Consider the following 14330-nt stretch of genomic DNA (forward strand, 5'->3'; position numbering starts at 1 on the left):
GCGCGCGCTCCGCCGGTCATGCCCGGTCCTCGAACTGCCGGCGCTTTGCGGTCGCCGCGCCGAGGAGGAACGAGATGTCGTTGCCGGTCGAGACGTAGCTCGCACCGAGACCGAGGTACTTCTCGATGAGGTCCGGCCATCCGCCCAGTCCGCCGATGCCGATCGCGGTGCCGGACGCCGTGCAGGCGGCGATCACCCGGAGGTAGGCCTCGTGCACCGACGGGTGGTCCATCTGCCCGGCGACGCCGAGCTCGACGCTGAGGTCGTTCGCACCGACCAGCAGCATGTCGACGCCGTCCACGGCCGCGATCTCCTCCACCGCCTCCAGGCCCGCGCGCGACTCGATCATCGCGACCACGAGGGAGGCGCTGTCGAGCTCGCGGATGACCTGCTCGGGCGGGAAGGCCCGGTAGTTCAGCTGCGGAGCGGCACCGGCCAGCGAGCGCTCGCCGACCGGCACGTGCTTCACGGCGCGCACCAGCGCGCGCGCCTCGTCGGCCGACTGCACGCCGGGCAGGATGATGCCCATCGCGCCCGAGTCCATGACCCGGGCGATGAGGGGGGCGTCGAGGCCGGGGACGCGCACCAGCGGAGTGACTCCGAGGGCGTTGCAAGCCATGCAGATCTGACCGGCGTCCTCGAGCGAGACGCTGCTGTGCTCCAGGTCGATGTAGATCGAGTCGAAGCCGGCGGTCGAGGCGATCGAGGCGATGTCGACGGTCCGGACGAGCCGGACGGTCATCGAGTAGACCGTCTCGCCCCTGGCGAGCTTGTCTTTCGCGCGGTTGACGAGGATGCGGGGGATGGCGTCGTTCATGATGGCTGCTCTCCTGGTGGGGTCTGTCGTTCAGCCGAAGGGTGTCGGCAGGGTCTGCGCTTCGTCGTCGAATCCGTACTCGGACTTGACCTCGAGGTACTCCTCGAACCCGAAGCGGCCCATCGAGCGGCCGATCCCCGACTGCTTGTACCCGCCCATGGGCGCGTACGAGTCGGTCGCCGCGCCGTTGTAGCTGATGCGGCCGGCGCGGAGGCCGTTCGCGATCCGGCGGGCGTCCTCCGCTTCACCGGCGAAGACGAAGCCGGCGAGTCCGTAGGGGGAGTCGTTGGCGATGCGTACCGCCTCCTCCTCGTCCCGGTAGGGGATGACGGCCAGCACCGGGCCGAAGATCTCTTCGCGGGCGATCGTCATCTCGGGCGTGACGTCGACGAACACCGTGGGCTGCACGAAGTAGCCGCTCTCCAGGCCCTCGGGGCGGTCGAGGCCGCCCGTGACGAGCCGGGCGCCCTCGTCGAGGCCGCTCTGGATGTGAGCGCGGACGGAGTCGCGCTGCGCCGCGCTGACCATCGGACCCATCGTGGTCGACTCGTCGAGCGGGTCGCCGAGGGTGAAGCGGCGGGCCTCGTCGACGAGGAACGGGACGACCTCGTCGATCTGGCTCTCGTGCACGAGCATCCGCGTCGGGGCGTGGCAGGACTGGCCGGCGTTGAAGAAGCCGCGCTGGATGTTCCAGCGCGCGGCCTTCTCGAGATCGGCGTCGGGCAGCACGATGTTGGCCGACTTGCCGCCGAGTTCGAGGCACACGCGCTTCACCGTCGCGGAGGCGGCGGCACCGACCTGCGCACCGGCGGCCGTGGATCCGGTGAACGAGATCATGTCGACGTCGGGGTGGCGCGAGAGCGTGTCGCCGACCTCGCGGCCCGGGCCGTTGACGAGGTTGAAGACGCCCGCGGGCACGCCGGCCTCGTGCATCACCCGGGCGAGGAGGGCTCCGCTGGCGGCGGAGACGACGCTGGGCTTGGCGACGATGGTGCAGCCGGCGGCCAGGCCGTAGATCGTCTTGATCACGCCGGTCTGCACCGGCCAGTTCCACGGTGAGATCAGCGCGCAGACGCCGACGGGCTCGCGGCGCACGATGGCGCGCCCGACGCGGGACTCGAAGGGGTAGTCGCGGAGGATGTCGCGCGCCACCCGCATGTGCTCGGCGGGGCCGGCCACCTGGGCTCGGTTGCCGACGGGGATCCCGACCTCGCGGGCGATGAGCTGGGAGAACTCGTCGGCGTACGCCTCGTACACGTCGATGATGCGGTCGATGAGGGCGATGCGCTCCTCGACCGTGGTGAGCGAGTAGGTCTCGAACGCGCGCCGGGCCGCGGCGATCGCGAGCTCGGCGTCGGCGGATCCGCCGAGGGCGACCCGTGCGAAGGGCTCCTCGAGCGTGGGGTCGATGAGGTCGGTGGTGCGCGGAGTGATCGGCTCGACCCAGCGGCCGTCTATGTAGAGATGCGGGTAGTGCTTCATGAGCGGGGTCCTCCTCGGGCCGGGCGGGACAGGTCGGGGTCTTCGGCAGCGGGCGGTCAGCTGCTGTGGGTGTAGCCGCCGTCGCAGGCGATGGTCTGCCCCGTGATGAAGGCCGACGCCGGGGTGGAGAGGAAGATCATGATGCCGACGAGGTCGGTGGGCACCATGCCGCGGGGGATGCACTGCCGAGAGGCGGCGCGCTCGCGCACGGCGACGGTCGGGTTGACGGTGCGCTCCACCTCAGTGGCGACGCTCCCCGGACGGATGCAGTTGACCGTGACGCCCGAGGGTCCGAGCTCGCGTGCCAGGGAGTTGGTCATCCCGATCACGGCCGACTTCGAGGTGACGTAGTGCAGGTAGTCGACGGTGCCGTTGGTGACGGCGTCCGAGGAGACGTTGATGATGCGTCCGAACCCCGCCTCGCGCATCGGCGCGGCCACGGCGCGGGCGCAGAGGTACGTACCGGTGATGTTGACGTCGAGCACCTGGTCCCACTTCGGGAGGGGGATCCGATCGAACGGGCCCTTCTCGATGGTCGCGAAGATCGAGGCGTTGTTGATGAGCACGTCGACCCGCCCCCACTTCTCGAGGACCGAGGCGACCATCGCGGTCACGGAGGGCTCGTCCGAGACGTCGACGCGGACCGCGAGGCCGCTGCCACCGGCGCCCTCGATCTCGGCGACGACCGACTCCGCCTTCGCGAGGTCGAGATCCGCCACGACGCTGAACGCGCCGGCCGCGGCGAACTGGCGAGCGAGCTCCCGGCCGATGCCCTGGGCGGCGCCGGTGATGATCACGATGCGGCCCTCCACGCTGAAGTCGCGGGCGGAGGCGGGGACGCCTGAGTCCTGAGGGGCGTGAGTGAGCGGAATCGTCGTCATCGTCAATCCTCGGAGGGCTGGTGTGCGGATAGGAGAGGTCCTGAGCGCCGTCCCGCTCCGCGCCGCGCCTCCGAGAGGGAAACGGTTCGGAAGCGACCTCGCTTCTGGCATTGAACATATCCCGTTATCTGGGATACTGTCAATCAACGGCTCGTCGCACTCCAGGAGTACGAGGGCCGCACACTGCAGACCGTCGGCTCTCGCCGGGGGGTGCATCGATTCGTGAAGGAGCAGACATGCGCGTGAGCAAAGCAGCGGACACCGACGTCGAGAAGGTCGGGACCATGCGCGAAGGAGTACTGGAGCAGAAGCACCTGCTGTTCGGCGAGGACGGCTCGCCCAACAACTACGACCTCAACATGGGTCAGACGGGCGGCGGCGGATGGCGCACCCCGCGGCACCGCCACACCTTCGACCAGATCCGCTACGTGATCAAGGGGAAGCTCCCCTACACCGAGACCGAGGTCCTCGAGGAGGGCTGGGTCGGCTACTTCCCTGAGAGCGTCCACTACGGACCTCAGGAGCGCGCCGAGGGCCTGCGCACGATGGTGCTGCAGAGCGGCGGCGCCAGCGGCGGCGGCTACCTCAGCGTCGCTCAGCGCGAAGCCACCAACGCCGAGCTCAACGAGAAGGGCGAGTTCAAGAAGGGCCTGTACTACTACACCGACGAGAACGGTGTGGAGCAGAGCATGGACGGCTCGCAGGCCATCTTCGAGCACGCGATGGGCCACCCGCTCGAGTTCGCATCCCCGCGCTACACCGACGTCATCGCGATGGACCCCGAGGCCTACGCCTGGACTCCTCAGGGCACCGAGGGCGTCGAGGAGAAGTGGCTCGGCCGCTTCACCGAGCGCGACCTCCGCATCGGGTTCATCCGCCTCGAGGCGGGCGCGGTCTACGAGGCCGGTCAGTTCGACTCGATCGAGATCCTGTTCCAGATCGACGGCAAGGTGACCGCCAAGGGTGAGACCTACGGCCCCGAGACCGGATACGAGTTCCTGGCCAACGAGGGCCCCGTCCCCCTCGAGGCCGTCGAGCCGACCACCTTCCTGCGAACGGTGCTGCACCGCTTCTGATCAGCAGACGGCCGATGCCGCGGGTTCTCACGAGCCCGCGGCATCGACGTGCGCGCCGGACCGAGCGATCAGGGGACGACAGCGCGGAGCTGTGTCAGAGCAGCGTCTCCGCATCGGGCAGCCGCGACGAGATGACCGCCGCCGCCTCCCGGACTGCGACGATCGCCTGCTCGACCTCGACGTCGCGTCGCTCGTTCTCGTCCCACGCCACGCCGACGCTGCCGACGACGGTCTTCCGATCCGTCAGGATGGGGGCAGCGCAGCCCCACACCCCCGGGTTGAACTCACCCCGCGTCACGAGGTAGCCGTCCTTCTTGATCTGGCCGAGTGCGGCTCGGAACTCGCTCCAGTCGCTCCCGAGGCCCGCCGCCTGGATCTGCTCGCTCTGGCGCGGGTAGATCGCCTTGAGGCGATGGTGTGGGAAGTGGGCCATGATCACCTTGGACACGGCGCCCTGGAACAGCGGACGCCGCTGTCCGCGGCTGAAGCGGTTCGCAGGACTCAGGGGAGCTCGGAACTCGCCCACGCACAGGACGGCGTCCCGGAAGGCGGTGCAGAGAAGGGCCGAGTGGCCGATCTTCTCGACCAACTCCTCGAGGACGCCGTGACTGGCCAGCAGAAGCGGATCGGTCTGGCGGATCTGCAGATCCAGCTCGATGATCCGCGGCCCCAGACGGTAGTAGCCGTTCTTCACGGCTGTCAGAAGGCCGGCGTCGTGCAGAGTCTTGATGTAGCGGTACCCGGTCGAGCGCGACGTGTCGAGCGCGGTGATCAGGTCCGCGGTCGACCACACCGACTGCTCCTCGGTGTAGAGCTCGAGGATCGCCAGCATTCTGGCCAGGCTCCCCGCGCCATCGGAAGCGTCGGGAGCGACACCGGTCGGCGGAGATGCCTGAGTCATACCGGTCTCTCTTCCTGCCAGGATAGGGCGATACTGCGATCGACGAGAAGTCTCACAGTATCGGATGCGATGACCGCTGGTCGGATGACGATGTCCGATGGCGGGGCGGGATCCGCCGTTCACAAGGCCGCTTCCGCACTGTCCGATTCGCCCTCAAGATGCCGATATCTCAAAGTATGGGATTATCTCGATACGGGTCGTTGACGATCCGCGAGCGGGAGGACCACATGGCCTGGCAGCAGAATTGCTACCGGATGTTCATCGGGGGGCAGTGGTGGGCGCCATCCTCCCCTGCGATCGTCCGTGTCATCTCCCCGGTGACCGAGCAGGAGATCGCCTCCGTGCCGGCGGCGGACGCCGAGGCGATCGATCGGGCTGTCGGAGCGGCACGCGCCGCGTTCGACGCGGGCCCGTGGCCGCGACTCGCCCTCGCGGACCGCGTAGCGGTCCTCCGTCGGCTCGAGGAGGGGCTGCGTCGACGGGGCGAGGAACTGGCCCGGCTGATCACCGACGAGATGGGATCGCCCATCACGCAATCGCGTGCGATCCAGGTCGGCAACGCGAGTGCGGTGATCGCCGCCTTCCTCGACCTGGCGGACACCTACCCCTTCGAGGTCGAGCGGACGACCAGTCGCACGCGAGCGCTGGTGACGCGGGAGCCGGTCGGAGTCGTCGCGGCCGTCGTTCCGTGGAACATGCCCCTGGTCGCCGCGATCCAGAAGGTCGTTCCCGCGCTGCTGGCCGGGTGCGCGGTGATCCTCAAACCCTCACCCGAGACCCCGCTCGACGCGTACCTGCTCGCCGAGCTGCTGAGCGACGCGGGGCTGCCGGCCGGAGCCTTCAACGTGTGCGTCGCCGAGCGCGAGATCAGCGAGTACCTCGTCACCCACCCCGGTGTCGACAAGGTCGCCTTCACCGGGTCCACCGCCGCCGGTCGGCGCATCGCGTCGCTGTGCGGTCGGGCGCTGCGCCGGGTGACGCTCGAGCTCGGTGGCAAGTCGGCGGGGATAGTCCTCGACGACGCCGATCTCGACCGCACCGTCGAGAAGCTCCGTCTCGGATCGTTCCGCAACAGCGGCCAGGTCTGCAGCCTCAAGACCCGCCTCCTGGTGTCGGAGCGGCGCCTCCCTGAGTTCACCGAGCGGCTGGTCTCGATGATCGAGTCGATGCCCGTCGGCGACCCCCTCGATCCCACCACTCAGATCGGGCCCCTGGTCAGCCGTCGGCAGCGGGACATCGTCGAGTCCTACATTGAGAGCGGGCGCGAGCAAGGTGCGAAGCTCGCTCTCGGCGGAGGGCGGCCGGCCGGTCTCGATCACGGGTGGTACGTCCAGCCGACGGTCTTCACCGGTGTCGATCCCGGTCTGCGGATCGCGCGGGAGGAGATCTTCGGCCCGGTCCTCGCCGTCATCCCCTACGCCGATGAGGAGCAGGCCGTCGCTATCGCCAACGACTCCGTATACGGGCTGAACGGCGCCGTCTACACGGACGACGTCGAGCGCGGCGTCGCCGTGGCCCGGCGCCTGCGGACCGGCACCGTCGAGGTCGACGGCAACCCGGTCGGCGTGGTGTCGCCCAGCGGCGGCTTCAAGGCGAGCGGGATCGGGCGGGAGAACGGAAGGGAGGGTCTGGACGCCTACACCGAGATCAAGTCCATCGGCCTCCCGCTCCGGGGCTCCGCCGGATGACTCCGGCGCTGGAGGGCGATCTCGCGCAGCATTTCGCCCATCTCGCCGCCCACGTCGATCCGGCCACCCTGCCGGAGGAGGCTTCCGAGGCGGCGAAGAAGAGCATCCTCGACACGCTCGGAGTGAGCCTCGCCGCCTCCGGTCTCGAGCCCGCCGCGCGGAGCGTGCTCTCGCTCGTCCGCGAGGGCTCCTCGTCTGAGGCGACGGTGCTCGGCTACGGTGGGCGGGCTTCGGCGGCCGATGCCGCCTTCGTCAACGGGGCGCTCGCCCACGCGCTCGACTTCGACGACCAGACGCCGTGGGGCCAGCACGCGGCGAGCTCGATCGTGCCCGCCGCGCTCGCTCTCGCGGAGAGGGTCGGCGGCGTGTCCGGCGGCACGCTGATCGCGGCAGTCGCGGTCGGCCAGGATCTTTTCGCCCGTCTGCGCAGGCACGTGGGCTGGCGGAAGGACTGGAACCTCTCGTCGGTGCTCGGCGTCTATGCGGGGACGGTCGCCGCGGGCCGGGTACTGGGGCTCCCGGCCGACCGCATCGAGAGCGCGCTGGGCATCGCGAGCATGCACTCGAGCGGGGTGATGAACATGGTCGCCGGCACGGGGAGCGATCTGCGCGGCATGTACGCAGCGTTCTCGGCCCGTGGCGCGGTCACGTCCGCCCTGCTGGCCGAGCGGGGTCTCTCCGGTGTCCCGGAATTGTTCGAGGGCGAGACCGGGGTTCTGGCCACGTACTTCCACGGGGAGTACGACCGCCACGCGATCCTCCACGACCTCGGCTCCGATTTCCGCGGAGCCGGGACGCTGTACAAGCTCTGGCCGTCGGTGGGGACCTCGCACAGCCACATCCATGCGACGCTGAAGCTGATGGAGGAGCTCGGCATCGCGGCCGACGACATCGAGTCGCTGCGAGTGCATGTGGGCGACTACCACGCCGTCATGTGCCGGCCGCTCGCCGACAGGAGGACTCCGGCATCGGGCGCCGACGCGAAGTTCAGCCTGCCGTTCCTGGTCGCCCTGGCGGCGGTCAGGGGCGGAGTCGGTCTCCACGATTTCACCCCGGCGGGCCTCGACGACGCAGCGGTCCTCGCGCTGGCGCAACGGGTGCAGCCGATCCCGAATGCCGGGCTCGACTGGACGGACGTGCTGCCGCCCGGGCGGGTCGAGATCCGCACGCGCGACGGGCGCACGGCGACCCGGGTCGGCACGGGCGTCCCCGGGAACGGCGGGAACCCGCTCACGTGGGATCAGCTCACGGCGAAGTTCGTCGAGTGCGCCGGGGCCGCGGCGGCGCCGCTCGATCCGATGCGCGTCAGTCGCGCGGCGGGGCTGATCCGCCGCCTCGAGACGGTGTCGGACGTGCGCGAGGTCGTGGACCTGCTGGCCGACTGATGCCGACGCCATCCGATCCACTCTCCGAGATATTAGTGAAGTCCCACAATGTCGGATAGACTCAACGTTGTTCTTGATATCGGCACCTTCGCTGCGGCGCCCTGGCGGACCTCCGGGATCGCCGTCCCCGGCGCTGCTGGAGGCGAGGCGTCCGAGTCCGGATGCAGAGACGACGACGTCCGTCGACCCGGTGGCGTCCGTGGGAGCACCCGCGGTACCGGGCCCGACTGCGGCGACCGCGTGCCCTCGGGCACTTGACGATGGAGACGACGATGTCGAACACGATGACGAACGAGGCGCCCACCCGGATCGGGATCATCTCCGCCCGCGGCGTGAGCGTGCCCGACGGGGGTTTCACGATGGAGATCCTCAACCCCGCCACAGGCTCGGTGATCGGCACCCTCCACGAGGCAGATGCCTCGGAGGTCGACGCGGTCGTGGCGGGAGCGAAGGAGGCGTACGAGACGATCTGGCGTCGTACGGCGCCCGACGTGCGCGGCCGCATGCTCGCGGCGTGGGCCTCGGCCATCGCCGACCACCGCGAAGAGCTCGCCGACATCGAGGTCGCCGACGTCGGGCATCTGCGGCGCGAAGTGACCGCAGACCTCGACTCGTGTGTGCGCATCCTGCGCTACTACTCCGGTCTCGCCGACAAGCTCGAGGGCCGCACCTTCGCCCAGCTCCCCGATCGCCTGTCGTACGGGCTCGACGAGCCGTTCGGTGTCGTCGCGGGCGTCAGCCCCTACAACGGCAATGCCAACTTCCTCGCGCTCAAGGCGGGACCGGCGCTCGTCGCCGGCAACTGCATCGTCATCAAGGCGCCCGAGGTCGCGCCGCTGCTCAACTACCGGCTCGTCGAACTCGCCCTCGAGGCGGGGCTGCCGGCGGGTGTCGTCAGCGTCGTGACCGGCCGCGGCGAGACCGTCGGACCGCTGCTCACCGAGCACCCCGACATCGGCATGATCGCCTTCACCGGCGGACCGGACTCGGGGCGCGCCATCATCCGCCAGTCGGCGGCCAACATCGTGCCCACCTTCCTCGAGCTCGGGGGGAAGAGCCCGGCGATCGTCCTCCCGGACGCGGACCTCGACATCGCGCTCCCGTCGCTCCTGCACTCCAACTTCGCCAAGAGCGGGCAGAGCTGCGTGACGGGCTCGCGGATCTTCGCGCCCGACTCGATGTACGCCGAGATCAGCGAACGGCTCGGGCAGAAGGCCCGGACCGTCCGCGTCGGTCTCCCGACCGAGGAGTCCTCGCAGATGGGCTCCCTGATCACGCAGCGACACCGCTCCAAGGTCGACGCCCTCGTGCAGCGCGCGGTCGCCGCCGGCGCAGAGGTGCTGGCCGGTGGCGCCCCCGCCGAGGACGGCGTGCTCGCCGACGGCGCCTTCTACCGGCCGACGGTTCTCGGCGGCGTTACCGACGACAACCCCGCCGCCCTCACCGAGGCGTTCGGACCGATGGCGAGCGTGCTGTCCTACTCCGACGTCGACGAGGTGCTCGCGCGGGCGAACTCGTCGGAGTTCGGCCTCAGCGCCCAGATCTGGGGCAACGACGCGCGGACCCTCCAGTTCCTCGCCAAGAATCTGATCGCCGGCACCGTCTGGGTGAACACGTACCGCTCCTTCCACCCGACGGTCCCGTTCGGCGGGATGAAGCAGAGCGGGTTCGGCAAGGAGAACGGCTTCGACTCCGTCGCCATGTACACCCGGCGCAAGGCCGTCGTCTGGGATCTCACGACCGAGCGCGAGCTCCCGTACTCCTGACCGGTCTCCTCCGGCCCGCCGCGGACCCGGCCGCGCGCCCCGCCTCCGCCTCCTAGCGCGACGACAGCACCAGCGCACTCGAGCAGAAAGACGACGACATGACCACGAACGACCACGCACCGGCGCCCACCGGACGACTCGCCGGGCGCCGGATCATCATCACGGGCGCCGCCTCCGGGATCGGACGGAGCACGGCGGCGCTCTTCGCTCGGGAAGGGGCCTCGGTCGCACTCCTGGACCGTGACCGCGACCTCGTCCTCCGTGCCGCCGGGGAGATCGGCGGCCGGGCGTTCGCAGTGGACGTCACCGACGACGCCGCGGTCGTCCTCTCGGTCGCCGAGGCCGCGGAAGCGCTCGGCGGGATCGACGGTGTCGTCCACGCCGCCGGGATCATGTTCCGCGGTCGGGCCGTCGATGTCGCGCCGCGGGACTGGCAGCGCGTGATCGACGTGAATCTCACGGGGACCTACACGGTGATCCGAGCGTGCGTGCCGTTCCTGACCCGTGAGCCGGCGGCGACGGTCGTCACGATCGCCTCAGCGGCGGGCCTGCTGCCCAACAGCCCCGGCTACACCGCCTACGCGGCGTCCAAGGGCGGAGTCATCGCCCTGTCGAAGGCGTTCGCCGCCGAGCTCGCGCCGACCGTGCGGGTGAACACCGTCTGCCCCGGCATGGTCGACACGGCCATGGCCGATGGGTTCCGCGAGAACGCCGTGAACTACGCTCTCGGGCGGCTGGCGGACCCGGTCGAGATCGCCCACTCCCTTCTCTTCCTCTCGAGCTGGGACTCCTCGTACATCACCGCCTCGACGCTCGCGGCCGACGGCGGCCGGACCTTCCATTGACCGCGCACGGAGCACAGTCGTGACGACCGCCGTTGAGAGTCGCGGCCGCGAGCTCATTGCCCTGCACCGCGCCCCCGAGATCCTCAGCGTCGTGAACGTCTGGGACGTGATCTCGGCGACCACCGTCGCCGCCCTGCCCGAGACGAGGGCGCTGGCGACCGCGAGCCACTCGATCGCGGCGACCTTCGGCTACGAGGACGGCGAGCGGATCCCGCTCGACCTGCACCTCGACATGATCGGCCGGATCTGCGCGGCCGTCGACCTCCCCGTGTCGGCCGATCTAGAGGCGGGCTACGGCGCGGCGGGCGAGACCGTGCGGAAGGCGATCGGCGTCGGGGTGGTGGGCGCCAACCTCGAGGATCAGGCGAAGCCGCTCGCGGACTCCCTCCGAGCGGTCGAGGCCGCCATGCGCGCCGCCGAGGCGGAGGGTGTCCCGTTCGCGCTCAACGCCCGCACCGATGTGATCGCGCACGCCGGCGACGACCTGGGCGACGAGGTCGTCGCCGACGCGATCGAGCGCGGTCGGGCGTACCTCGAGGCCGGAGCCACCTCGGTCTTCGTCGCCGGACGCCTCTCGGACGACACGGTCGTCCGCCTGGTCCAGGGACTCGGCCGGCAGCGGATCAGCGTGATCGGACTGATCGGAACGCAGTCGGCGACCCGCTTCGAGGAGCTCGGCGTCGCGCGGATCTCGTACGGGCCGTGGACGCAGCGCGTCGCTCTGACGGCTCTCCAGGACACCGCCGCCGTCCTCTACCGAGGGGGAGTGCTGCCCGAGGGGACTCGTCGCCTGACGTGATTCCCGCCGGTCCGGTCGAGCGGTGCCTTGCCTAAACAGGTTCCAGCAGAACCCTTCACGTGCTTGTCGCCTCGCCATACCGTTGCCGACATGGATCACCGAGCAGAGGTACGCGAGTTCCTGGCGTCACGCCGTGGACGCAGGACTCCGGAGCAGGCCGGCATCGAGCCGGGCGGTGGACGTCGCCGGGTCACGGGCCTCCGCCGCGATGAGGCGGCTCGTCTCGCCGGGGTGAGCATCGACTACTACACCCGTCTCGAGCGGGGCAACCTCGCCGGGGTGTCCGACTCGGTTCTGGACGCGATCGCTCGGGCCCTCGCCCTCGACCGTGCCGAGCACGACCACCTGTACGACCTCGCCCGCACGGCGAACGAAGCGGGCGTGCGCTCGCGCCCGCGACCCAGGGTCGCGAAGACGATCCGACCCGAGCTGCAGTTCCTCCTCGACGCGATCACGGAGGCTCCGGCTTTCGTGTCGAACACCCGGATGGACATCGTCGCCGCGAACACCCTCGGATTCGCGCTCTACTCCGAGATGTACAAGAGCCCGGCGAGACCGGCCAACCACTCCCGCTTCATCTTCTTCGACCCGCGCGCGTACGTCTTCTACCCCGACTGGGAGCGAGCCGCCGACGTCAACGTCGCGATCCTCCGCCGCGACGCGGGCCGGAACCCCCACGACAAGCAGCTCGCCGAGCTCATCGGAGAGCTGTCGATGCGCAGTGACGACTTCCGGACCCGGTGGGCCGAGCACAACGTGCGGCGCCACTACACGGGTCTGAAGCAGTTCAACCACCCGGCCGTCGGCCTGATGGAGCTGACCTTCCAAGCGATCGACCTGCAGGACGACCCGGGGTACTCGATGACCGTCTACCCGGCGGTGCCCGGCAGCCCGACGGACGAGAAGCTCCGCCAACTCGCCACCTGGGCCGCGACCGAGGAGATCGCGCGCCTCACCACCACCAGCTCCGCGAGCTGACCCCTCCTCCCCTCTACTACGGCCGATGACGGCGCGGCTCCTGCATCCCGCGGCGCCGCCCTGAGCCTCGAAGGATGCCATGACCTCCACCATGCCCGTGTTCCTCCCCGACGCGAGCGATCGAGCCGAGCCGCGGCGGATGCCGTGGCTGGCCCTCGCCCTGCTCGCCACGATGGGGTTCATCCTCGTCGCCGCCGAGACGATGCCGGCGGGTCTGCTGCCGGTGATCGCCGAAGGGATGGGGACCACCGAGGGGACTGTCGGCCAGTTCATCAGCGTCTGGGCGCTCGGAACCGTCATCGTGACGATCCCGGCGATCAGCCTGACCCGGGGCTTCCGCCGAAAGCCGCTGATCCTGGTCACGATCGCACTCCTGGTCGTCGCGAACACCGTCACCGCGCTGTCGAGCGATGTCGTCGTGTCGCTCGTCTCGCGCTTCTTCGCGGGAGCGTTCACCGGTGTCATCTGGGGCATGCTCGCCGCCTACGGACGCCGGATCAGCCCTCGCCGCCGCGCCGGTCTGGCACTGTCGATCGTGTCGGTCGGCGCCCCGGTCGGCTTCGCGCTCGGCACTCCGCTGGGGGCGTGGCTCGGAACCACCTTCGACTGGCGCTGGTCGTTCGGCGGGCTGAGCCTGATCGCGCTCCTCACCCTGGTGCTGATCGCCCTCTTCGTCCCGGACGCTCCCGGCCAGTCGGCGTCGGCGAAGGGGAGCCTGCCGCTGATCAAGGTCTTCGCGATGCCGGGCGTCGCGATCGTGTGCCTGACGATCTTCGTCTGGATGCTCGCGCACAACACGATCTACACCTACATCGCTCCGTTCCTCCGCGAGGGAGGCTCAGGCCTCGGCCCCGACCTCGTGCTGCTCGTCTACGGCGTGTCCTCGATCGTCGGCGTCGCGATCACCGCGGCCGTCATCGACCGCTACCCCCGTGCTCTGCTGCACCTGAGTCTCGCGGTGTTCGTCCTCGCCGGCCTGATCCTGATGGTGGGTCGCGGTGCTCCCGCGGCCGTGGTGGTGGCGAGCATCCTGTGGGGCATCACCTTCGGTGGCGCCGCGCCTCAGCTCCAGTCGGCGCTCAGCAGATCGGGTCGCGAGAACTCCGACGTGGCCAACTCCTTCCTCCCCGTCGCGTTCAACCTCGCGATCTTCTCGGCGGGCGTCCTGGGCGCGGTGCTGCTCGAGAGGTTCGACACCCTCGTTCTCGCCGGCCTCATGGCGGTGCTCGGCGCGATCGCCCTCGTGATCACCTTCTACGGCCGCCGCACGGCCTACACCGTCGACCACCTCGACGCGCACTGAGCGCCCGACCACAGGAGTTCCGGATGACCGCCACCTCAGAACCGCCGACCGCGATCGTCCTCGAGATCGACGGCGTCGAGATCCCGGGCCGGCTCGAGGGCGGTGCGACGAGCGCATCCCTCCTCGCCCGCCTGCCGCTGACCCTTCCGTTCCGCGACATGGGCGGGCAGGAGAAGCTGGCGGATCTCGGCGAGGCGCTGGACCTCACCGGAGCGCCCACGCGCAGCGATGCGCAGCCGCGGACGATCGGCTACTACGGCCCCACCCGCAACCTCGTGCTCTATTACGAGTACGTGGGCACGTTCTCGGGGATCGTCCCTCTCGGTTCCTTCGACGACGTCGGTCCGGTCGAAGACCTCGCCGACGGCATCCCCGTCACCCTCCGACGCGCGGACTGACCCCGTCCGCC

At 69.9% G+C, this 14330-nt stretch carries 13 protein-coding genes; 9 read left to right on the forward strand and 4 right to left on the reverse strand.

The window, feature by feature from the left end:
• Positions 1 to 16: 16 nt before the first annotated feature.
• The 3 genes from LRG51_RS14020 to LRG51_RS14030 are packed head-to-tail and all read right to left on the reverse strand — an operon-like array spanning position 17 to position 3180.
• Entirely contained in the window at positions 17 to 817 is an 801-nt protein-coding gene (locus tag LRG51_RS14020) for an HpcH/HpaI aldolase family protein (RefSeq protein ID WP_055790086.1), read from the reverse strand.
• Positions 818 to 847: 30 nt separating this feature from the next.
• Positions 848 to 2299 (reverse strand): aldehyde dehydrogenase family protein, encoded by a 1452-nt coding sequence (locus LRG51_RS14025; protein WP_230673266.1) that lies wholly within the window; start codon positions 2297 to 2299, stop codon positions 848 to 850.
• Positions 2300 to 2355: 56 nt separating this feature from the next.
• On the reverse strand, positions 2356 to 3180 hold the full coding sequence (locus LRG51_RS14030; protein WP_055790092.1) for an SDR family NAD(P)-dependent oxidoreductase: 825 nt from the start codon (positions 3178 to 3180) through the stop codon (positions 2356 to 2358).
• 236 nt (positions 3181 to 3416) lie between these two features.
• Between LRG51_RS14030 and LRG51_RS14035 the strand changes: the two genes are divergently transcribed.
• Positions 3417 to 4256: a hypothetical protein gene (locus LRG51_RS14035; protein ID WP_055790096.1), complete on the forward strand. Its 840-nt coding sequence runs from the start codon at positions 3417 to 3419 to the stop codon at positions 4254 to 4256.
• Positions 4257 to 4350: 94 nt separating this feature from the next.
• Here LRG51_RS14035 and LRG51_RS14040 read toward each other — a convergent pair whose 3' ends face one another.
• Positions 4351 to 5088, reverse strand: coding sequence for an IclR family transcriptional regulator (locus LRG51_RS14040; protein WP_055790099.1), 738 nt, complete (start codon positions 5086 to 5088; stop codon positions 4351 to 4353).
• A 296-nt stretch (positions 5089 to 5384) separates the two neighbouring features.
• Here LRG51_RS14040 and LRG51_RS14045 point away from each other — a divergent pair, with 296 nt between their 5' ends.
• From LRG51_RS14045 to LRG51_RS14080, 8 genes are all read left to right on the forward strand, one after another.
• The gene (locus tag LRG51_RS14045) at positions 5385 to 6845 is read left to right on the forward strand and encodes an aldehyde dehydrogenase (protein WP_230673267.1); all 1461 of its coding nucleotides are present in this window, start codon (positions 5385 to 5387) and stop codon (positions 6843 to 6845) included.
• Positions 6842 to 8230 carry an MmgE/PrpD family protein gene (locus LRG51_RS14050; RefSeq protein ID WP_230673268.1) on the forward strand — a complete coding sequence of 463 codons (1389 nt, stop codon included), beginning with the start codon at positions 6842 to 6844 and terminating at the stop codon, positions 8228 to 8230. Before LRG51_RS14045 ends, LRG51_RS14050 begins: the two co-directional genes overlap by 4 nt.
• A 272-nt stretch (positions 8231 to 8502) precedes the next feature.
• Positions 8503 to 9996, forward strand: coding sequence for an aldehyde dehydrogenase family protein (locus LRG51_RS14055; protein WP_055790108.1), 1494 nt, complete (start codon positions 8503 to 8505; stop codon positions 9994 to 9996).
• Positions 9997 to 10094: 98 nt separating this feature from the next.
• Positions 10095 to 10841, forward strand: coding sequence for an SDR family NAD(P)-dependent oxidoreductase (locus LRG51_RS14060; RefSeq protein WP_230673269.1), 747 nt, complete (start codon positions 10095 to 10097; stop codon positions 10839 to 10841).
• 19 nt (positions 10842 to 10860) lie between these two features.
• On the forward strand, positions 10861 to 11640 hold the full coding sequence (locus tag LRG51_RS14065; RefSeq protein ID WP_230673270.1) for an isocitrate lyase/PEP mutase family protein: 780 nt from the start codon (positions 10861 to 10863) through the stop codon (positions 11638 to 11640).
• Between the two features lie 90 nt (positions 11641 to 11730).
• On the forward strand, positions 11731 to 12618 hold the full coding sequence (locus tag LRG51_RS14070) for a helix-turn-helix transcriptional regulator (RefSeq protein WP_055790118.1): 888 nt from the start codon (positions 11731 to 11733) through the stop codon (positions 12616 to 12618).
• A gap of 79 nt (positions 12619 to 12697) precedes the next feature.
• On the forward strand, positions 12698 to 13921 hold the full coding sequence (locus tag LRG51_RS14075; protein WP_082481178.1) for an MFS transporter: 1224 nt from the start codon (positions 12698 to 12700) through the stop codon (positions 13919 to 13921).
• Positions 13922 to 13944: 23 nt separating this feature from the next.
• A complete protein-coding gene (locus LRG51_RS14080; RefSeq protein ID WP_055790122.1) occupies positions 13945 to 14319 on the forward strand; it encodes a cyclophilin-like fold protein in 375 nt (124 codons plus the stop codon).
• The last annotated feature ends 11 nt before the right edge of the window (positions 14320 to 14330 follow it).

Source organism: Rathayibacter sp. Leaf248, from assembly GCF_920939495.1.
GTDB lineage: Bacteria > Actinomycetota > Actinomycetes > Actinomycetales > Microbacteriaceae > Rathayibacter > Rathayibacter caricis.